At 35.9% G+C, this 20,522-nt stretch carries 18 protein-coding genes; 12 read left to right on the forward strand and 6 right to left on the reverse strand.

Annotation, left to right across the window (positions count from 1 at the left end):
- From ACEYOS_RS10940 to ACEYOS_RS10965, 6 genes are all read left to right on the forward strand, one after another.
- Positions 1 to 440: NAD(P)/FAD-dependent oxidoreductase (locus ACEYOS_RS10940; RefSeq protein ID WP_373797574.1), on the forward strand; the 440-nt coding region annotated here is incomplete at its 5' end.
- A complete protein-coding gene (gene trmD / locus ACEYOS_RS10945; RefSeq protein ID WP_373707840.1) occupies positions 437 to 1,111 on the forward strand; it encodes a tRNA (guanosine(37)-N1)-methyltransferase TrmD in 675 nt (224 codons plus the stop codon). The genes ACEYOS_RS10940 and trmD, both read left to right, overlap by 4 nt.
- A gap of 73 nt (positions 1,112 to 1,184) precedes the next feature.
- Positions 1,185 to 2,132, forward strand: a complete 948-nt coding sequence (locus tag ACEYOS_RS10950; protein ID WP_373707839.1) for an endonuclease — start codon at positions 1,185 to 1,187, stop codon at positions 2,130 to 2,132.
- 42 nt (positions 2,133 to 2,174) lie between these two features.
- Positions 2,175 to 2,645 (forward strand): Lrp/AsnC family transcriptional regulator, encoded by a 471-nt coding sequence (locus tag ACEYOS_RS10955; protein ID WP_373707838.1) that lies wholly within the window; start codon positions 2,175 to 2,177, stop codon positions 2,643 to 2,645.
- A gap of 170 nt (positions 2,646 to 2,815) precedes the next feature.
- Positions 2,816 to 3,802, forward strand: a complete 987-nt coding sequence (deoC, locus tag ACEYOS_RS10960) for a deoxyribose-phosphate aldolase (protein ID WP_373707837.1) — start codon at positions 2,816 to 2,818, stop codon at positions 3,800 to 3,802.
- A gap of 278 nt (positions 3,803 to 4,080) precedes the next feature.
- Positions 4,081 to 6,474 carry an aldehyde dehydrogenase family protein gene (locus ACEYOS_RS10965; protein WP_373707836.1) on the forward strand — a complete coding sequence of 798 codons (2,394 nt, stop codon included), beginning with the start codon at positions 4,081 to 4,083 and terminating at the stop codon, positions 6,472 to 6,474.
- A gap of 309 nt (positions 6,475 to 6,783) precedes the next feature.
- On the opposite strand, the gene ACEYOS_RS10970 is transcribed toward ACEYOS_RS10965, so the two are convergent.
- Positions 6,784 to 7,863, reverse strand: coding sequence for a PorV/PorQ family protein (locus tag ACEYOS_RS10970; protein ID WP_373707835.1), 1,080 nt, complete (start codon positions 7,861 to 7,863; stop codon positions 6,784 to 6,786).
- Entirely contained in the window at positions 7,863 to 8,723 is an 861-nt protein-coding gene (locus tag ACEYOS_RS10975; RefSeq protein ID WP_373707879.1) for a DMT family transporter, read from the reverse strand. The genes ACEYOS_RS10970 and ACEYOS_RS10975 overlap by 1 nt, the downstream gene beginning before the upstream one ends.
- A gap of 345 nt (positions 8,724 to 9,068) precedes the next feature.
- Here ACEYOS_RS10975 and ACEYOS_RS10980 point away from each other — a divergent pair, with 345 nt between their 5' ends.
- From ACEYOS_RS10980 to ACEYOS_RS10990, 3 genes are read left to right on the forward strand one after another with little or no spacing between them, the layout of a single operon-like run.
- Positions 9,069 to 10,697, forward strand: a complete 1,629-nt coding sequence (locus tag ACEYOS_RS10980; protein WP_373707834.1) for an acyl-CoA carboxylase subunit beta — start codon at positions 9,069 to 9,071, stop codon at positions 10,695 to 10,697.
- Between the two features lie 21 nt (positions 10,698 to 10,718).
- Positions 10,719 to 11,168, forward strand: coding sequence for a DUF2059 domain-containing protein (locus ACEYOS_RS10985; RefSeq protein ID WP_373707833.1), 450 nt, complete (start codon positions 10,719 to 10,721; stop codon positions 11,166 to 11,168).
- A gap of 25 nt (positions 11,169 to 11,193) precedes the next feature.
- Positions 11,194 to 11,802: a hypothetical protein gene (locus ACEYOS_RS10990; protein ID WP_373707832.1), complete on the forward strand. Its 609-nt coding sequence runs from the start codon at positions 11,194 to 11,196 to the stop codon at positions 11,800 to 11,802.
- A 50-nt stretch (positions 11,803 to 11,852) separates the two neighbouring features.
- Here ACEYOS_RS10990 and ygiD read toward each other — a convergent pair whose 3' ends face one another.
- On the reverse strand, positions 11,853 to 12,680 hold the full coding sequence (gene ygiD, locus ACEYOS_RS10995; protein WP_305518863.1) for a 4,5-DOPA dioxygenase extradiol: 828 nt from the start codon (positions 12,678 to 12,680) through the stop codon (positions 11,853 to 11,855).
- A gap of 65 nt (positions 12,681 to 12,745) precedes the next feature.
- Complete coding sequence (locus ACEYOS_RS11000; RefSeq protein ID WP_373707831.1) at positions 12,746 to 13,255, reverse strand: YceI family protein; 510 nt, start codon at positions 13,253 to 13,255, stop codon at positions 12,746 to 12,748.
- A gap of 113 nt (positions 13,256 to 13,368) precedes the next feature.
- Between ACEYOS_RS11000 and ACEYOS_RS11005 the strand changes: the two genes are divergently transcribed.
- The 3 genes from ACEYOS_RS11005 (at position 13,369) to ACEYOS_RS11015 (ending at position 16,792) form a co-directional block, all read left to right on the forward strand.
- A complete protein-coding gene (locus ACEYOS_RS11005; protein WP_373707830.1) occupies positions 13,369 to 14,076 on the forward strand; it encodes a phosphatase PAP2 family protein in 708 nt (235 codons plus the stop codon).
- Positions 14,077 to 14,188: 112 nt separating this feature from the next.
- A complete protein-coding gene (locus ACEYOS_RS11010) occupies positions 14,189 to 16,330 on the forward strand; it encodes a DPP IV N-terminal domain-containing protein (RefSeq protein WP_373707829.1) in 2,142 nt (713 codons plus the stop codon).
- 3 nt (positions 16,331 to 16,333) lie between these two features.
- Positions 16,334 to 16,792 carry a DUF1801 domain-containing protein gene (locus ACEYOS_RS11015; protein ID WP_373707828.1) on the forward strand — a complete coding sequence of 153 codons (459 nt, stop codon included), beginning with the start codon at positions 16,334 to 16,336 and terminating at the stop codon, positions 16,790 to 16,792.
- Between the two features lie 97 nt (positions 16,793 to 16,889).
- Here ACEYOS_RS11015 and ACEYOS_RS11020 read toward each other — a convergent pair whose 3' ends face one another.
- The gene (locus tag ACEYOS_RS11020; RefSeq protein WP_373707827.1) at positions 16,890 to 17,438 is read right to left on the reverse strand and encodes an L-threonylcarbamoyladenylate synthase; all 549 of its coding nucleotides are present in this window, start codon (positions 17,436 to 17,438) and stop codon (positions 16,890 to 16,892) included.
- Between the two features lie 42 nt (positions 17,439 to 17,480).
- Positions 17,481 to 20,522 (reverse strand): AAA family ATPase, encoded by a 3,042-nt coding sequence (locus ACEYOS_RS11025; RefSeq protein WP_373707826.1) that lies wholly within the window; start codon positions 20,520 to 20,522, stop codon positions 17,481 to 17,483.

Here is a 20,522-nt window from a genome sequence, read left to right on the forward strand (position 1 = left end):
TTAGAAATAGATTTAAAACCGACCGTTATAATCGAATTCTTGGCTACGATAATATTTTCGCCATTGGAGATATCGCTTATATGGAAACTCCTAAATATCATACCGGGCATCCGCAAGTTGCGAATGTCGCTATCAATCAAGGTAAGAATGTAGGACGAAATTTCCTGAAAAAATCTGAAAAAGATTGGACGGAATACGAATACAATGACCAAGGAAGTTTAGCAACAATAGGAAAACACAGAGCAGTAGTCGATTTGCCTAATTTTAAATTCCAGGGATTATTGGCCTGGTACTTTTGGATGTTTTTACACTTAATGTTAATTTTGAGTGTTCGAAATAAATTAGCCATTTTCTTCAACTGGATGTGGAGCTATATTAACAAAGACTCGTCTCTAAGATTAATCATCATTCCTAATAAAAAGAACAATACCGAACAATGAGAATAGATATTATAAGTGTCTTGCCAGAATTGATGGAAAGTCCATTTCAAACTTCAATTCTGAAAAGAGCAATGCAGAAAGGTTTAGCAGAAGTACACTTTCACCAGTTAAGAGACTGGAGCATCGGAAAACATCGACAGATTGATGATGAGCCTTATGGTGGCGGCGCAGGAATGATTATGATGATCGAACCGATTGATAAATGCATCTCCGAATTGAAATCCCAAAGAACTTACGACGAAATCATCTACTTAACTCCTGACGGCGAAACATTGACGCAGAAAATTGCGAACACACTTTCTATTAAAGGAAATCTTATTTTTTTGTGTGGCCATTATAAAGGAATTGATCAAAGAGTTCGGGAACTTCATATTACCAAAGAAATTTCTATTGGCGACTATGTGCTCACTGGCGGAGAATTGGCAGCTTGCGTATTGGCGGACTCCATTATTCGCCTGTTACCCGGCGTTCTCAATGATGAGCAATCTGCTTTAACCGATAGTTTTCAGGACAATTTACTCTCACCACCGATTTATACAAGACCTGCGGAGTATAAGGGACTCGCAGTTCCTGAAATTTTACTCAGCGGTAATTCAAAGAAAATAGAGGAATGGCAACACGATCAGGCAGTTAAGATTACTTTAGAAAAAAGACCAGATATTTTAAATTAATTACGAACATAGCTAATTGTTTTTGCTAAGTTTACCATAATGAAAAAGCTGTTAATTTTTTTAAATGGAAAATATGAACGATAAGGAATTAGTTGCCTTCTACAATGTAGAAAATTTATTTAGTCCGGACGTTCCGCGTAAACATAAATTAGATCCAGCGTTTTCTGGAATGCAAAACTGGGACGATAGAAAGTACCAGAACAAACTTCTCAAAATTGCACAGGTTTTTCAATTAATATTGGAAAGTGAAAAGTCGTTACCCATGTTGATTGGAGTATCTGAAGTTCAGGGCAGGCAACCGCTGGAAGATTTGATTAAATTAGAACCTTTCAATGCTACTTACGGAATTGTCCATTACGAATCGATGGATGAAAGAGGCGTAGATGTAGCACTGCTTTATGACAAAAGTAAAATTGAAATTATCTCTTCTGAGCCCATCTCCTATCTTTTTGCGATAGAAAATAAAGATTCCGAATATTATGACACGACCAGAGATGTGCTTTTTTGCAAGGTGAAATATTTGGAAACCATCATGAATATTTTTGTTCTTCATTTGCCATCTAAAAGGGAAAAAGATGTTAACAAACCGAAGCGGGAATATATTCTTAAAGATTTACACCAGAAAGTAGTTGACTTAATTTCTACCAAAGATGAAGGCGTAATTATCTGTGGTGATTTTAACGAAAATCCGGATGAAGAAATGATAGCCAATTTTATCTATGATGGAGATTTCAACAAAATTCTGACTAATCCATCCGCTGATCTGTTTAAAAACGGAAAATTTTCTACATTTCATTATAAAAGTGGCTTACTTTTTGACCAAATGATTTTATCTGCAAGTTTTTTTAATGCGAATAGCCCATTAATATTTAAGGAAGCTAAAGTTTTCAATCATGAAAAATTAAGCAACTGGGATAAGAAATTTGAAGGGCGACCTTTCAGAACTTATGCTGGAACAAGATATTTGGGTGGTTATAGTGATCACTTTCCGATTTTGACCACATTTCTAAAAAAGGAGTAGCAGAGTATTGAATTAGTAATTTAACAGAAAAAATTATTTAAAATGAAAAATGCCATTAATGCCGAATACCATTTAGATAAAATAGATAAGGAGATCATTTATATGTTGATGGATAATGCAAAAACTTCTTTAGCACAAATATCCAAAAATGTGGGGATCTCAACTACAGCCGTACATCAAAGAATTAAAAAATTAGAAAATGCAGGCGTCATGGAAAATTCCATTTCGTTTTTGAATCCTCGAAAAATAGGGTACAAAGTGGTGTCTTACATCGGCGTTTTTCTGGAACAACCAAGTCATTATCAAGATGCGATAAAAGCCTTGAAAGATATTAATGAAGTGGTAGAAGCCCATTATACGACCGGTGATTATACTATTTTTCTTAAAGTATTATGTAAAGACAATGATCATTTGATGGAGATTTTAAATAAAATTCAAAAGCTAAAAGGAGTTACCAGAACCGAAACTTTTATCTCTTTAGAACAAAGCATCAGCAGACAATTGAAAGTTTAAGAAAAGACAATCATAAAGCATTTATAAAAGTACATTTCTCAGGAAGTGTACTTTTTCGCTTAAAGACATGAGTTAACAATTTCCACAAATGCACCCTTGATTCGCAGATAAATGGTTAAATTTACATTTCTTAATTTATAAATATATTTTCTAATTAAATATCGTTATTCATGCAAAAAACATTAGAAAAAGAACATACAATTCCTATGCAAAATCACAATGAACTGTTGCCTTTTAATACCAAATATTTCGACGCAATCAATATCAATCGCAGTGCAGTTGAAAAACGGGTCGCAACTTTAGGCGGACGTAGGAGTGTGAAAAAAGAATTTCAGGCAGCTTGGTTACTCAAAGCAATTTCAATGATTGACCTCACCACTTTGGCAGGCGACGACACGCGCGGCAACGTAATGCGACTTTGTGAAAAAGCGAAAAATCCCGTCCGTGCAGATCTATTGCAAATCTTAGGAATGGAAAACGCCAATTTGACAACCGGAGCAGTTTGTGTTTATCACAATTTAATTCCCTACGCCAAAGAAGCTTTGAAAGGAACTTCGATTCCAATCGCTGCAGTTTCTACAGGATTTCCCGCAGGTAAAATTTCCCTCGAAGATAAGATTACAGAGATCAAAAAATCAGTGGTTGCCGGAGCAACAGAGATCGATATCGTTATTTCCCGTGATTTGGTTTTAGAATCAAAATGGCAGGAATTGTACGATGAGATCAAATTGTGCAGACAAGCTTGTGGTGACGCTCATATGAAAACGATTCTCGCAACAGGCGAAATTCCAACATACACCAAGGTAGCAAAAGCATCTTGGGTCGCGATGATGGCAGGATCAGATTTTATTAAAACTTCTACTGGGAAAGAATCGGTGAACGCAACTTTAGCTGTGAGTTTAGTGATGATGCGTTGTATTCGTGATTATTACGAATTAACCGGCGTGAAGATCGGTTACAAGCCAGCTGGCGGAATTCAAAAAGCAAAACAGGCACTCGATTATTTGATCTTATTAAAAGAAGAATTGGGCAACGACTGGTTGACTCCCGATTTGTTCAGATTCGGTGCAAGTTCACTGTTGGGCGACATCGAACGACAGTTAGAACATTTCGTAACCGGAAGATATAGCGCCGGGTTCAGACATCCGATGGCATAATTGTCATACTGAGCTTGTCGAAGTATGGGCGCCTTTTTCCGCCCTCCGTTCCCGCTTTTTTGCTCCACTTCGTTGCGCAAAAAGAGCTCCACTCAGGTCGGGGCGCAACTGGGAGCCAAGAATTGAAACAGGATTATAAAAACAAGTAGTTAGATTTTTAACAGAGTAAATGCGCATCACTTTTTTGCTCTTTGGAAACCTTAAAAAAATAAAAACTTTTGTGACTTTTGTGGTTAATCAGCACATCACCAAATCATCACATCAACACCTCATCAAAAATGGAAATCAAAGAAATATACGACACCATGGTTTACGGTCCCGCTCCAGAAAGCGCAGCTTCTGCTGTGGAATTTTTAGAAAATCATAACAGAAATTTCGACTTATTTATTGGCGGAGAATGGGTAAAACCGCATTCCAAAACATACATGGATTCCAACAATCCTTCCAACAAAGAATTTTTAGCCAAAATTGCCGAAGCCGACGAAACCGATGTTGACAAAGCAGTGAAAGCTGCCAACAAAGCGCTAGCGGAATGGGCAGCAATCGGTGGATTCGAACGGGCGAAATATTTGTACGCCATCGCAAGACAAATTCAAAAACATTCGAGATTGTTTGCAGTTTTGGAGACATTAGACAATGGAAAACCAATTCGTGAAACCCGAGATATTGATATTCCAATTGTAGCCAGACATTTCTATCATCATGCTGGTTGGGCAAAACTGATGGATACCGAATTTAGAGATTATCAGGAAGTCGGTGTGGTCGGACAGATCATTCCGTGGAATTTCCCATTGATGATGCTTTCCTGGAAAGTCGCTCCAGCTTTAGCAATGGGAAATACGGTGGTTTTAAAACCAGCAGAATATACTTCATTGACCGCTTTGCTTTTTGCAGAGATCTGTGAGAAAGTTGGCCTTCCAAAAGGAGTTGTCAACATCGTAACCGGAAAAGGAACCGTTGCCGGAAATGCTTTGGTCAATCATAAAGACATTCAGAAAGTAGCGTTTACTGGCTCTACCAAAGTGGGTAAAATTTTAAGAACAAATATTGCCGGAACAGGTAAAAAAATATCACTGGAATTAGGAGGAAAATCGCCGTTCATCGTTTTCGAGGATGCTGATTTAGATTCCGCAGTAGAAGGAATCGTAGATGCGATCTGGTTCAATCAAGGACAGGTTTGTTGTGCCGGTTCCCGACTGTTAATTCAGGAATCAGTTTCTGAAGTGTTTTACAAAAAACTTCGCGCAAGAATGGAAACTTTACGCATCGGCGATCCAATGGACAAAGCAGTTGATATGGGTTCTATCGTTGATCCTGTTCAATTAAAAACCATTAAAGAGATGGTTCAGATCGGAATCGATGAAGGTTGTACGATCTACCAATCGAAAAATGGCGTTCCGGAAAATGGTTGGTTTTATCCACCAACATTATTTACTGATGTTCCGACAAGCGCTGTTATTGCGCAGGAAGAAATTTTCGGACCAGTTTTAGTCGCCATGACTTTCCGTTCGCATTCTGAGGCCGTGGCTTTGGCGAATAATACAAGATATGGTTTGGCTTCAAGTGTCTGGACAGAAAACATTAATTTGGCTTTAGATATTGCACCGAAAATCAAAGCAGGAAGCGTTTGGATCAACTGTACGAATCAGTTTGATGCTGCGGCAGGTTTTGGTGGTTATAGAGAATCCGGTTTCGGAAGAGAAGGCGGAAAAGAAGGTTTGTATGAATATATGAAACCAAAAGTGGAAGCCGAATTTACTTCGAAACCAATTGTACCGAAAACTGAAAAACCAAATGAGGCTAAAAAATCAAAAAATACTTTAGCAGAGATCGATCGTACCACAAAAATGTACGTTGGTGGAAAACAGGCTCGTCCAGATGGTGGTTACAGTACCGAGATCAAAAATGCTTTTGGTGAATATATCGGTGAAGTTTCAGAAGGAAACAGAAAAGATATCAGAAATGCCGTTGAAGCAGCCCACGCAGAAAAATCCTGGGGCGGAATGACTGGACATTCAAGAGCACAAGTTCTTTATTATATCGCAGAAAATTTAGCAATCCGCTCAGAAGAATTTGCACAAAGAATTGTGGAAATGACGAATCAATCTTTAGAATCTGCGCAAGATGAGGTTGAAAGATCAATCGAAAGAATTTATACGTACGCAGCTTACGCCGACAAATACGATGGTGCAGCGCATTCTACCGTTCAAAGAATGGTGACTTTGGCAATGCCGGAAGCAATTGGCGTTATGGCAATTATCTGTCCGGAAGAGAATCCTTTGTTAGGATTTATTTCTACGGTGATTCCGGCGATCGCTATGGGAAATAGAGTAGTGGTAATTCCATCTGAAAAACATCCTTTCTCGGCAACCGATTTTTATCAGATCTTAGAAACTTCCGACGTTCCTGCCGGAACGGTAAATATAGTAACGGGACCAAAAGAAGAATTAGCCAACGAACTCGCCAAACATTATAATGTAGAAGGAATTTGGTATTTCGGAACTGCTGAAGGAAGCAAGAATATCGAATTATTATCTACGGATTCGATGAAACGTTCCTGGGTAAATTTCGGTAAATACAGAAACTGGTTGAATCCAAAACATGGTGAAGGTCAGGAATTTTTGAGACATGCGACAGAAATTAAAAATATCTGGATTCCTTACGGAGCATAGAGTTTTTAATTAAAAATAAATGCAAAGCCACGGAAAATTTCGTGGCTTTTGTCAACAAGAAAATCTGCGACATCTGCAAAATCTGCGAGAAATTATTGAATAGAAGATTCGGGAAAATTTTAACCATTAAGATTTATGAAGAAATTAAGATCATTAAGATTTCCTTCGGAAATTGCGTTACGCTAAACGAATATGAACTCTTTACTGAAAAAATTTTAATCAGTATGGCTAATGTGCAAGGAAACATATTGATAAGACACAAATAAACCTTTGTGACTTTGTGGTTTACATCAAGTTTTAAGACAAATATTAATTCCTGAAATCACCCATATCCAATTTCAAAGAAAAGAAATTAGAGTAAAAATTAGAGCCACCGATTCCAGAATTGGTAATCGCGTAATCCAATGTTAAGCCTTGGTATTTGACTCCAATTCCTGCACTGGGCTGAAAAGAAACTTTACGTTTTAAATTTTCTATATCAGTGATATTTTGAAATCTATTTAAACCAACTCTGACAAAAATCATATCCTGAAATTTAAGTTCGGCGCCTGCGTAAGGCGTGATACTTGCAAAATCGGTAGAAATAAGTGCAGCCGTTTTTGCAAAATCAACATTGATCCCAACTTCTGGCATCAATTCTAAATCACGATTAATTTCGAAATTACGACTCATGCCTAAATTTAATTTAGGCATCGTTAGCTCCAGTTTATCTTTCGGAGCGGGATTGAATTCCTCGCCATTCACCACCGCCGAAAGTTCTTTTTGATTGACGGTCCAGAAGTTAACTGTTGTTGTCACATCTTTCATCACCGCACCGTAATTCCAGCCATTGTCTGAGTGATAAATCGCTCCGATGTCAAATCCAAAACCGTAACCACTTGCAAACTTTCCTACATTTCGGTAAACAAGTTTCGCGTTGACCCCAACGTCTAATTTCTGATTTCCACCCGGATTAAAGGCGTACGAAATCAAAGCGGCATAATCGGATTGAGAAAAACTGGTAATTTTATCGTAATCAATATTTCCTTCAGGATCTATTAATTGCGTCGTATTTAAAATATTATCAACACCAAGTCGAACGATAGAAATTGCAAAAACGCCACTGCCGTCCAAAGGTTTTGCATAAGCAATATAGTCATATTTTGCAATCGATTCAAAATATTCAGCATGCATCGCAGCGCCTTGCCAGTCACGGTCAACACCGATTAATCCTGCAGGATTCCACATGGGCGAATACACATCATTTTGATTAGAAATTACCGCGCCACCCATTGCAAGACCTCTTGCGCCAGCTCCGATGCTAAGGAATTCATTGGAGTATTTACGTACAATTTGAGCTTCAGAAAAAACTCCTGAAGTTATTAAAGCGGCAAAGAATAATTTTTTCATCAAATGTTTACTTTTTTCGCAGCTGCGTTTTTCCGTGATTTCAGAATTCCATTAACGATAATTGCCAAAATCATAATTAAAGATGCGCCATAAAAAATGGGACTCATCTGCTCTGATTCTCCAAAGATAAAAAAAGCCAGGATAATCCCATAAACTGGTTCTAAATTTACAGTTAGGATCAAAGTAAATGGCGAAATATACTTCATCAAATTGACTGATTCTAACATAGGGAAAGCCGTAAAAACACTAGCTAATAAGATAACTAACGTTAAATCACGAGTACTTATTTCATTGATCTGAAAAATTTGACCACTCAATAATAAAAAAGCCGTTAAAATAAGAAAGCCTGAGAATATTTCGTAAAAAATAATGTTTCCTGAACTGGTTTTTCCAAATATTTTTCCATTAAAAACAGAGAAAATAGTTCCGAAAAGCGCGGTGAGTATTCCGTAAAAGATTCCCTCTTTATATTGAAATTCAGTTTTGAAAATTAAGCCCATACAAATTACAATCACAACGCCCATGACTACCTCTGAAATATCGACTTTTCTTTTAAAAATAATAGGTTCCAAAATGGAAGCAAATAGAGTAGAAAGCGAAAGACAACTTAAAGCAATTGAAACGTTAGAAACTTTGATGGAATAAAAGAAACAAAGCCAGTGAAAAGCCATAAATCCACCAATCGCAGACAACTGAATAAAAAGTTTTTTAGAAACTTTAATACTTTCTTTTTTTACAAAACGAATGAAAATAAATAAGAAAATGGCAGCAAAAAGCATTCGATAGAATGTTAGCGCTTGCGCATTGGACTCGATCAATTTCCCTAAAATTGCGGTAAATCCCCAAAGGAAGACGATCATATGAAGTCGGAAAAGAGCAGAGTTTTTTACCACTATTTATGTTTTTTAACTTTTGCAAATTTACAAATCCAATTTGTATTTTCAGGATAATTTACGGTCGGTTTTCCCAATAAAAAAAACCCTGAAAACTGTTGTAACTTTCAGGGTCTCCAAATAATAAACTACTAAAAAAATAAACTAGGAATAATTTCCTTCGAATTGTAACGTGGTTATCGTCCTTTTATTTTGACTGATTCTATTTAATATAAATAAATAATTTTCTGTCTTTCAAATCATTAATGCTAATGCATCGCGCTGAAGGTATTATTTGAAAAAATCTTACCTTTAAGAAAATTTTTTTCACGTATGGATTTAGAATTTAATAAAAGAGAAGATCAAAATAAATTAAAGCTTGGCGCAATCAACAGTGTACTTTCTGAAATCAAGAAAGGAGGTGGTGAGCAACGTTTGCAGAAACAAAGAGATGAAGGGAAGTTAACGGCTCGTGAACGAATTGATTATCTTCTTGATAAAAATTCTGATGCTATTGAAATTGGTGCTTTTGCGGGGTATGAAATGTATGAAGAACACGGCGGTTGCCCAAGTGCAGGAGTCGTAGTGAAGATGGGTTATGTTTCTGGTAAGCAATGTTTGGTCGTTGCCAATGATGCCTCTGTGAAAGCAGGTGCTTGGTTTCCGATCACTGCTAAAAAGAATCTTCGTGCGCAGGAAATCTCCATGGAAAATAGATTACCAATTATTTATCTGGTTGATTCTGCAGGTGTTTTTTTACCGATGCAGGACGAGATTTTTCCGGATAAAGAACACTTCGGACGTATTTTCCGTAACAATGCGAAAATGAGTTCTATGGGAATTATTCAGATTTCAGCGGTGATGGGAAGTTGTGTTGCCGGTGGTGCCTATTTGCCAATTATGAGTGACGAAGCGATGATTGTGGATAAAACAGGATCAATCTTTTTAGCTGGAAGTTATTTGGTAAAAGCTGCCATTGGAGAAACCATTGATAATGAAAGTTTAGGTGGTGCGACGATGCATTGTGAAATTTCAGGCGTTACTGATTATAAAGCCAAAGATGATAAAGATGCTTTAGATCGAATTAAAAACATTATGAAATCGATCGGTGATTACGAGAAAGCCGGTTTCGATAGAACTGAAAGTTTCCCACCAAAACAGAAAATAGAAGATATTTTCGGATACATGCCTATTTCGAGAGCGGAGCAATATGATACTTTTGATATTATTAAATCTTTGGTTGATAATTCTGAATTCGAAGAATACAAAGGAGATTACGGCAAAACCATTATTTGCGCGACCGCCCGAATTGATGGATGGAGCGTCGGAATTGTAGCTAATCAAAGAAAATTAGTGAAAAACGGAAAAGGTGAGATGCAGTTTGGTGGCGTTATTTATTCTGACTCCGCTGATAAATCGACCAGATTTATTGCAAACTGTAATCAAAGGAAAATCCCACTGCTATTTTTACAGGATGTTACCGGATTTATGGTCGGTTCAAAATCGGAGCAGGGTGGAATTATCAAAGACGGAGCGAAAATGGTGAATGCCGTTTCTAATTCCGTAGTGCCGAAATTTACTGTCATAACAGGGAATTCTTATGGTGCTGGAAATTATGCCATGTGCGGAAAAGCGTATGATCCACGATTAATTGTTGCCTGGCCCTGGGCTGATTTAGCCGTAATGGGTGGAAGTCAGGCTGCGAAAGTCTTGGCTCAGATTCAAACTTCTACATTAAAGAAACAAGGAAAGGAAATCTCGGCAGAAGAAGAGCAGGACATTTTAGATACCATTTCGAAAAAATATCAGAAACAAACCCAACCCACTTATGCTGCTGCGAGATTATGGACCGATGCTATCATCAATCCAATAGACACCAGAAAATGGATTTCTATGGGAATCGAAGCAGCGAATCATGCGCCAATTACAGAGAAATTTAATTTAGGAGTGATTCAGGTTTAATTTTAAGTTTTAAAAAATAAAATGAAAAATATATTAACTGCGTCTTTATTTCTTTTCTCAGTTTTGGGATTTTCTCAAAGCAAGAGTGAAAATGTTAAAGAAATTATTAGTTTAAGCGGACTGAGTTTCATGTCTACCGATATGAAAAGTCAGTTTTTAAATCAGTTTAAAAAATCATATCCAAAAGTAAAGGATTCATTTTGGAAAAAAATGGAAGCTGAAATTAATACCCATAGTCTTATTGAACAGACTGCTACCTTGTTTGAAAAGTTTTATACAGAAGACGAAATTAAGGAACTTTTATTATTTTACAAATCTCCTCTAGGTAAAAAAATGATTTCAAATATGCCTTTGATTGTGAAGGAAAGTCAAGCTATTGGACAGAAATGGGGCTTTGAGATCGCAAAGAAAATTACTGATCAACTGGAAAAAGAAGGATTTACACAGTCGCCACCTCCACTATCAAATTAATAATAAAACAAAAATAATATTCGATATGAAGAAACTTTTATTACTGCTCGCAGTTCTGAATTTCAGTTTTGGAATTTCCCAATGCACGATTATTGGAGCTGATCAAGTTCAAGTTGGAGAAAGGCAAACTTACAGTGGGGAAGTTTCGAAAGATTTTGCGGCTAGTAATTATGAATGGATTTATTTGGATCAAAAAATGATTCCTCAAAGTGAACTCCATCAAAATTCTCTTACCGTACGAGGTTCAGTTCCCGGAAAATCTGTTTTGTTATTAGAAATAAAAACCGCAGCCGGAACTTTTAAGTGTGAAAAATCGATTGAAATTATTGCGCCATTATCAGTAGCTACGGATGCCAATGCGCAGAAATGTACCATTGAAATCGATTCGTTTAAGGAAGTTAGAGTTTCTGATAAATCGGTGGCTTTTGAAGCAATTGCGCCCGTAAATAATTTTAATTACCAATGGACGGTTCACTACAGAAATGGATTTAAAAAATTTTCAAATGAAAAAGCAGGTACTTTCGATTTTTCCATGGAACAGGTGATCGATTTGGTAGAGTTAACCGTTACAGATAAAAAATGCACTAAAAAAATATTAAAAATGTACAATCCTAATTTCTGGTATTTTTTCTGAATTTCCTAAAATAAGAATGTTCAGAACTAATTTTATGTATTTTTTTTATTTTAACCAATCCTTACACTCGTCATACTCAGGCTTCCGCCAATTAATTCATCATTGAATAATGACAGGTTTTCTGATTTTTCCTTTAAACCTAAAGAATAAATTAAAGGCAGATAATGATCGGGGGTTGGTACAGCAGTTTGCAAAAATGTTCCCTTTTTTTGGTAATGGATTAAATTCTGAAAATTACCGTCGAGAATCCAATTATTGGTTTTTTCGCGTGCTTCAATTGCCCAATCATAACCGTAACCTACGGTATCAATATTCCTGAAATCTACCAATCTTAGATTATGGATGATATTTCCACTTCCGATAATTAAAATCCCTTTTTCTCTTAATTTTGAAAGTTTTTGCGCCAGGTCAAAATGATATTGTGGAGGTTTTGTATAATCAATACTTAATTGAATCACGGGAATATCTGCATTGGGGTAAAGGTGTTTGATCACGCTCCATGCGCCGTGATCTAATCCCCAGTTATGGTCTTCTTCTGCTACATTTTGACCCAGTAATTCTACCGTTTTCTTTGCCAACTCCGGACTTCCTTTTGCCGGGTATTGTACCTCAAAAAGTTCTTTGGGGAAACCGCCAAAGTCATGTATGGTTCTCGGCATATTCATCGCGGTAACAAAAGTTCCGTGGGTCAACCAATGGGCTGAAATGCAGAGAATGGCGTTGGGTGTCGGGATTTCTTTAGAAATGTTTCGAAAGCCGTTTACAAACTCGTTTTCTTCAATAGCATTCATGGGCGAGCCATGTCCTAGAAAAAGAACCGGCATTTTTTCGGTTCGTTGAAAGCTATCGGAAATCTTAGATAAGTCGTTGATATTCATTTAATTTTTTTTAAGAAAAAAGTTCACCGTATAAGGTGAACTCTACTTTTTTATTGGAAGCGAAATTATGCTTTCACAAACTGCAGTTCTCCTGCGATTTTTACGTCGTCGGAAACCATAACGCCACCTGTTTCGAGAGCTGCGTTCCAGTTTAAACCGAACTCACTTCTTTTAATTTTTCCTTCAAAAGAAAAACCTGCTTTGGTTTGTCCCCACGGATCAACATTGATTCCACCGAAATCAACATCAAGTTGAATTGGTTTTGTAAAGCCATTCATCGTCAAGTGACCAGTGATTTCGTTATTTAAAGAATCAGTTTCAAAAGTAATTTGCGGATTTGCTTCTACATTGAAAAATTCTTCTCCTTTCAAATGTGCATCTCGATCTGCACTGTTCGTACTGATAGAATCAGTTTGAATGGTTGCATTAATTTTTGCGTTTTTAAAAGTGTCATCTTCTGCCTGCATTTCTGCTGTGAAGTTGGTGAACGATCCTTTAACATTAGAAATCATCATGTGTCTTACTTTAAAAGTAATTTCGCTGTGACTTTGATCTAAATTCCATTGTGTTGCCATAAGTATAAATTTAATGTTTTTTATTATTTTAATACTACAAAGGTATTGCAGGACAAATAGATAAACATTGATGTAGGTTAAGAAAGGATTAATTTTTATATTTGTTACGCCCTATGAAAAATTTTATTGCCTTCCTATGGTCCTTCTTTTTTATGAGTCTGAATTTTGCTCAACAAAAAGATTCGCTAAAAATTGAAAATCAGCAGTTCGATTTTCAATATAAAAAATTGTATGTTCCTGCTGGATTATTGATTTCCGGAATTATTGTAGATGGAAGCGGAAAAGAATCTCTGAAAAATGAAATTGCAGAAGAGCGAAACGAACATCTTTTCGGTTTTGAAAATCACTTGGACGATTACGCTCAGTTTTTTCCATTTGTGGCAATTTATGGATTTGAAATCGCTGGCATGAAACCTAGAACGGATTATAAAAATCGAACTGCAATTTTAGTTAAAGGGCAATTGGTCAATCTGGGTTTGGTTTATATTCTAAAAAAATCTTTAAAGGAAACGCGTCCAGATGGAACTGCCTATTCTTTTCCGTCTGGTCACACGGCTAATGTTTTTGCGGGGGCAACGATGCTTGCTATCGAATATGGTGAACATCACAAATGGGTGCCGTACGTTGCTTATGGCGTTGCGACTACTGTTGGTGCAATGAGAATGGTCAATAACAAACATTACATTTCAGATGTACTTTTTGGTGCAGGTTTAGGGGTTTTGTCGATGAAAGCTGCGTACTGGACGCATCAATACAAATGGAATCAACCAAAATCTGATCTAGATCCATTCAATAATTTGTACACTTTACCAGAAAATTAATCGGTTTAAAAGAAATCAATTTTATTTATTAATTTTAGCCATCTTTTAATACAGGTTAGAACCTCTGATTTAAAGGATTCTTTTTCTATCTTAAAATATTTATTTATATCTAATGAAAATATCTAAACTCTCTTTTCTATTCCTTTTTTCAGGAAGTTTTTTCTTTGCTCAAACTCAAAAATTTACGATTGCTGAAGCGGTAAACGGTTTAAGAAGCAATCTTGCGATCAAAAATATTTCTCAATTTTCTTGGGCTGATGATGGCAAATCCTACTATCAAGCTACAAAAAATGGTTATTTGGTAACCGAACTTTCAACTCAGAAACAAGATACTTTGGTTTCTTTGCATCAATTGAATACGACGTTATCTTTAGATAAAAAATTAAAATCTTTTCCGAGAATTACTTTCGTAAATAAAGACAAAGGCTATTTCACTCAGAATTCACAAAACTTTTGGATCGAACGTTCTGGTAAAGAATGGAAAATTAAAGAAGGAATAGTTTTAGTTAAAGAAGCTGAAAACACGGAAGCGTTCAGTGATAATCAAGGTTTTGCTTATACCATTAAAAATAATCTTTACTTTAATAAAAACGGAAAAGTAACTCAAATTACCAATGATTCCAACGAAGATATTCTGAACGGTCAAGCAGTTCATCAGCGGGAGTTTGGGATTACAAAAGGAATTTTTATTTCCCCAGATAACTCTAAAATTGCGTTCTACAGAATGGATCAGTCGATGGTGAAGGATTATCCGATCATCGATTGGAGCGTTGTGCCAGCTGTCAATAAAAACATCAAATATCCGATGGCGGGAACGCCTTCTCATCATGTGACATTAGGCGTTTATGATATTAAAACCAATAAGACCACTTTTCTTAATATCGAAGGTGATCCAGAACAATATCTGACTGTCATTACTTGGAATCCAGATTCTAAATCAGTTTTTGTTGGCGTTTTAAATCGTGATCAGAATGATTTAAAAATGAATCAATACAATGCTTCTAGTGGAAGTTTTATGAAAATGTTGTTTGAGGAAAAATCTGATAAATATGTAGAGCCGCAACAGCAATTATTATTTTTTCCGAATTCAACAACGGATTTTATTTGGCAAAGTCAGCGAACAGGATATAATCATCTGTTCCATTATAATGTTGACAAAGGTTTGATTGCGCAGTTGACCAAAGGAGATTGGTTGGTAACGGATATTCTCGGTTTTAATGAAAAGAAAAAAGAGATTTTCTACACTTCTACGCAGGTTTCACCGATGGAAAGACATCTTTATAAAGTGGATTGGACGAATTTTAAAACCCAAAGGTTAGATCAAGGTTCTGGAATGCACTCAGGTATTTTGAGTAAAGATGGAAATCATTTGTACGATACCTACAGCAATGCAACTACACCAAGAACCGTGAATCTCATCAATACAAATACTTCAAAAGTGAAAAACGTATTGACTTCAGAAAATCCTTTAAAAACCTATCAGCGACCGGAAATTAAAAATGTGACTTTAAAAGCCGATGATGGAACACCATTATTTGGGAAAATAATTTTGCCAACTGATTTCGATGCGAACAAAAAATATCCGGTGATCGTTTATTTGTACAACGGTCCACATGCCCAGTTGGTGACGGACAGTTTCCCAGCTTCGGGGAATTTGTGGTATGAGTTTATGGCGCAAAAAGGATATATCGTTTTCACCATGGATGGAAGAGGTTCATCGAATCGAGGATTGAAATTTGAACAAGCTATTTTCAGAAATGCAGGAGAAACTGAAATGAAAGATCAGTTGCAAGGCGTTGCTTATTTGAAGTCGTTGCCTTATGTTGATGGCGACCGATTAGGAATTCACGGTTGGAGTTACGGTGGATTTATGACGACCAGTTTCATGTTGAAAAATCCAGAAGTTTTTAAAGTAGGAGTTGCAGGTGGACCAGTAATCGACTGGAATATGTATGAAATTATGTACACCGAAAGATACATGGATTCGCCACAAAATAATCCTGAAGGTTACAAACAAGCTAATCTTTTAGACAAAGTTCAAAACTTGAAAGGGAATCTATTAATGATTCACGGAGCGCAAGATAATGTTGTGGTTTGGCAACATTCCATGAACTTTTTAAAAGCTGCGGTAGATCACGGTGTTCAAATGGATTATTTTGTTTATCCAGGACATGAACACAATGTTTTAGGGAAAGATAGAGTGCATTTGATGCAGAAAGTAACCGACTATTTCGATGAATATTTAAAAAAATAGCTGATGAAAATCGATGCAAATTCTGTTGAAGATTATCTTAATCAAGTTCCTGAAGAAAGAAGTCTTTCTTTTAGAAAATTGTATGAAACTATTTCACAAAATTTGCCTCAGGGTTTTCAGGAGCAACTCAGCTATGGAATGATTGGCTGGAGTATTCCTTTGGAAACTTATCCAGCCGGTTATCATTGCACTCCAAATACGCCCTTACCTTTTATTAATTTGGCTTCTCAGAAGAATTTTATCGCATTGTACCACATGGGAATTTACGCCGAACCGAATCTGCTCAATTGGTTTGTAGCAGAGTATGCGAAATATTGTTCCCGAAAATTAGATATGGGAAAGTCATGCATTCGTTTTAAAAAAGCTGACGATATTCCGTTTGAATTAATCGCTGAGCTGTGTCAAAAAATAACTCCGCAAGATTGGATTTCTTTGTATGAACGAGAATTTAAAAAAAAGTAGAGTAATTCCTTTTTAAATTTTTCAGAGAAGCAATTTTCACTTTAATAATCATAAAACTTTTGTGACTTTTGTGGTTTTAAAAACTTATCAGTAAAACTTATTCCCGAAGAACTTTAATTCGTCCATCATTCCAAATTCTTATTACAGAAGATCCGGAATATTCCGAAACTTTATCATGGTTTTCTTCGGCTACGAAATCTACAGCGTCGATAATTTCCTGAGAGATATCTGAAAATTTCATTGGCGATTTTTCTCCGCTAAAATTTGCTGAGGTAGATACTAAAGGCTTATTTAATTTGGTGATTATTTTCTTTAAAAATAAATCATCGACCAAGCGAATTCCAATACTTCCGTCTTCAGCTAATATCTCTTTCGGTAAACCTTTCGGATTATCATAAATTAAAGTCACTGGTTTTTCCGATAGATCCATAATTTCCCAAGCCATTTCGGGAACATCAACCAAGTCCTCGAGGCGTTTTGCAGATTCTACCAAGATAATCATCGATTTGTTTTTCTCGCGATTTTTGATTTCGAAAATTTTATTGATGGCGTCAATATTGGTCGCATCGCAACCGATTCCCCAGATCGTGTCGGTTGGATAGAGGATTGTTCCGCCGGATTTTAAAGTTTCTATGATTTTTTCCATGTATTATTTTGGTAGATTTTTTTATTTTATTGACTAGGAAATTTACTGCATTACCTCAATCAAACTTCCTCGTTCTTCGTCTTTCGTAATATTGAGCGACACCGGCATTTTCTCTTTCAACTCTTCCACATGGGAAATAATGCCGACAATTCTATTCTCTTTTTGAAGATTGGTTAAGGTTTCAAAAACCACGTTGACCGATTCTAAATCCTGGGTTCCGAATCCTTCATCGATGAAGAAAAAGTTCTTGGTTGCTTTTGCATTCGATTGTACACTTTCGGCCAGCGCCAAAGCCAAACTTAGCGAAACTTGAAACGCTTGTCCACCAGAAAGCGTTTTTACACTTCTGCATTTTCCTTCATTCAAATAATCGATGATCTCAAAATCATTATTTTCATTCAGCTGCAAACTTAGCTGATTTCTGGTCATGCGATGAAAACGAATATTAGCATGATCACACAATTGTCGCAAGTAAATAGATGAAACGAATTGCACAAATCCCGCTGCTTTAAATAGATTAAACATCACTTTTAGATGGTCTGATCTTTTTTGAAGTTTTGCCAATTCCTTTAATAGAGTTTCTTTTTTCCTAAACTCTTTTTCCAATCTTTCGATTTCAGAATTAGTTTTTACGACGCTTTCATTGGCTAAATTCAATTCCTTTTCAGCAGTTTGAAATTGAGTTTCAACGATCGTAAATTCTTGTGGATAAAAAGAGAAATATTTTAGTTTCAATGTCAATTCGGCAATGCTGTTTTTCAAAGTTTCAAATTCAATTCTAAATTTTTGAATTTCAATTCTGGATTCTGAGACGTTAATTTCTTGACCTAAAATTAGTTCCACCTCGTTGAAATGAATGAAATTTTGAACTGATAACGATTCTGTTAAAGCTTTTTCATTTTCAAATATTTCCTTTTCTAATTCAATGATTCGCTTTTCTAGATGGTTTACGCTCGATTTTTGAGCAGCTAATTTGGGCGAAATCTCTTTCTCTTTTGCGATTAATTGCTGGTAATTCTTTTCTGTTTCAAGATTAACTTTCGATAATTCTTGCAAATACTCATAAACTTCTTTGATGGGTTTTTCCTGAAATGAAGTCCAGTTTAAAACTTTCAGATTAGAAAGATTGGATCTTATTTGGGTTCCTTTTTGCGCTTCGTCCAGTTTAAATTCTTCCAAAGCTTTGTTGTATTTATCCAAATGCTCTCGCTCTTTTTCCAGGTTTTTCTGTTCACTTGAAATAGATTGTCTAAGGTCTTCAAGCTGCTTCTCCAGGGTAAAAGACTGTTCTCGCTTTTGTATAAATTCAGTTTCGTTTTCGGCTTTAAATTCTTGCCAGCTAAAATTCTGCTGATGATTTTCAAGTTGAATTTTTACGTGATTGAATGTTTCCTGTTCCGATTTTAACTGTTCTTCAAAAGTTTTTTTACGGTAGAGAATTTTCTCTATTTCAGTCGATTGCTTCTGAAATTCTTTCTGTTGATTTTCCGTATTTTCAACTTGTTTTAAAATCGAATGCAGTTCTAATTCAACATCTTCAAAAGCCACTATGTTCGGATGTTCCAAAGCGCCACAAAGCGGACAGGATTCGCCGTCGTGCAAGTCATTGGAGAAATGAGCTAATTTTTGTTGAACTTCGAGATGAGTTCTTTTTTCGGAAAGTTCCTTTTTTTGAATTTCTAAAACATCGTTCTTCGCTTTATAATCTTCATTAAAGGTTTCAATATCAATTTCAAAAAGTTTCAATTCAGGTAAAATATCGCTGATTTTTAAATTTAATTCTTCAATTTTCTTGAGTTGAATTTGTTCAACTTCTTTTAATTTTTTGTTTTCGGAAAACCAGTTTCCAACAGTAACCAAAAGATTCGAATCTAATTTTTGTGGTTTCAGTAAATCTGATTTTTCGGAAAGATCTTTAATTTTTTGTTGACGTGCTTTAATTTTTTCTTCAACTTCTTTTACCTTTTCTGAACCATCTTTAGTACGACTTTTCAGTAATTTTATTTCTTCAGAAAACTGCAACATCTGCAAAATCAACCTCAAATCATTTTCCTGAATTTTAGATTCATTTAAAGCTTCGAATTTTGGTAATAAAATTTTCAACTGTTCATTAATCGTTTTGAACTGATTTTCAATTTCTTTTAAAAGATGATTTTGATTTTCCTTATCTTTCTTTTGTGCAGCAATTTCTTTTTGGAGTTTATTTTTCTCTGAAACAATGGGATTGAAAATTCTAAAAACTGTATCAAACAATTCAGTTCTTGCTTCCATATTATCGATTATGGGTTTTCTCTCTGATAATTTTTTAAAGTCTTGTTTTTTCTGCTGGACAACTTCAAGGTCTGATTTTAAGTTTTTGAACTGTTGATAATGTTGGTTTATTTTTTTATAATTGATTTCAGCTTCATTAAATTGCGCTTTCTCTGCTTTTAATTTTTCGGTTTGAGTTAAGATCTGTTCTTCATTAACTTCTTCGAAACCTTTTAACTGACCTTCTAAGTGATCGAGTTCAGATCGGTTTTTAGCATTTAAAGTCGAAACATTATTTTGCAGATCAAAACGCTGGAGACCAAAAATTTCCTTCATCATATTGGTTCGCTCCGTGGCGCCAAGCTCGATGAATTCTTTGAACTGACCTTGCGGAATAATGATTGTCCGTTTGAAATTGGCGTAACTCAACCCAATAATTTCTTCTGTATTGGATCGTTCGAGCGGAATCCATTTCTCATCTTTCCATTCATAGAAAGTAACAAGTGGAGCTTTTACATCTTCGAAATTTTTTGAATTACGTTTAAATTCACGCGTTGCGCGAAATTTTTTGTTTTCGAAATTCATGAAATCAAACGCAATAAAAGACTTGTTCGATTTCAGGTTCATCATATTATAGGCACGTTTGTCCCGCGAATTCAAACGCTCGGTTTCACCATACAAGGCAAAAGTGATCGCTTCCAGAATAGAAGATTTCCCTGAACCCACAGAACCGAAAATTCCAAATAAGCCAGCATCGGTCAATGTTGTAAAATCGATGGTCTGGCGCTCCTGATAAGAATACAAACCTTCTAAAGTCAATTGAATAGGAATCAT

The organism is Kaistella sp. (assembly GCF_041824135.1).
In the GTDB taxonomy this organism is placed as follows: Bacteria; Bacteroidota; Bacteroidia; order Flavobacteriales; family Weeksellaceae; genus Kaistella.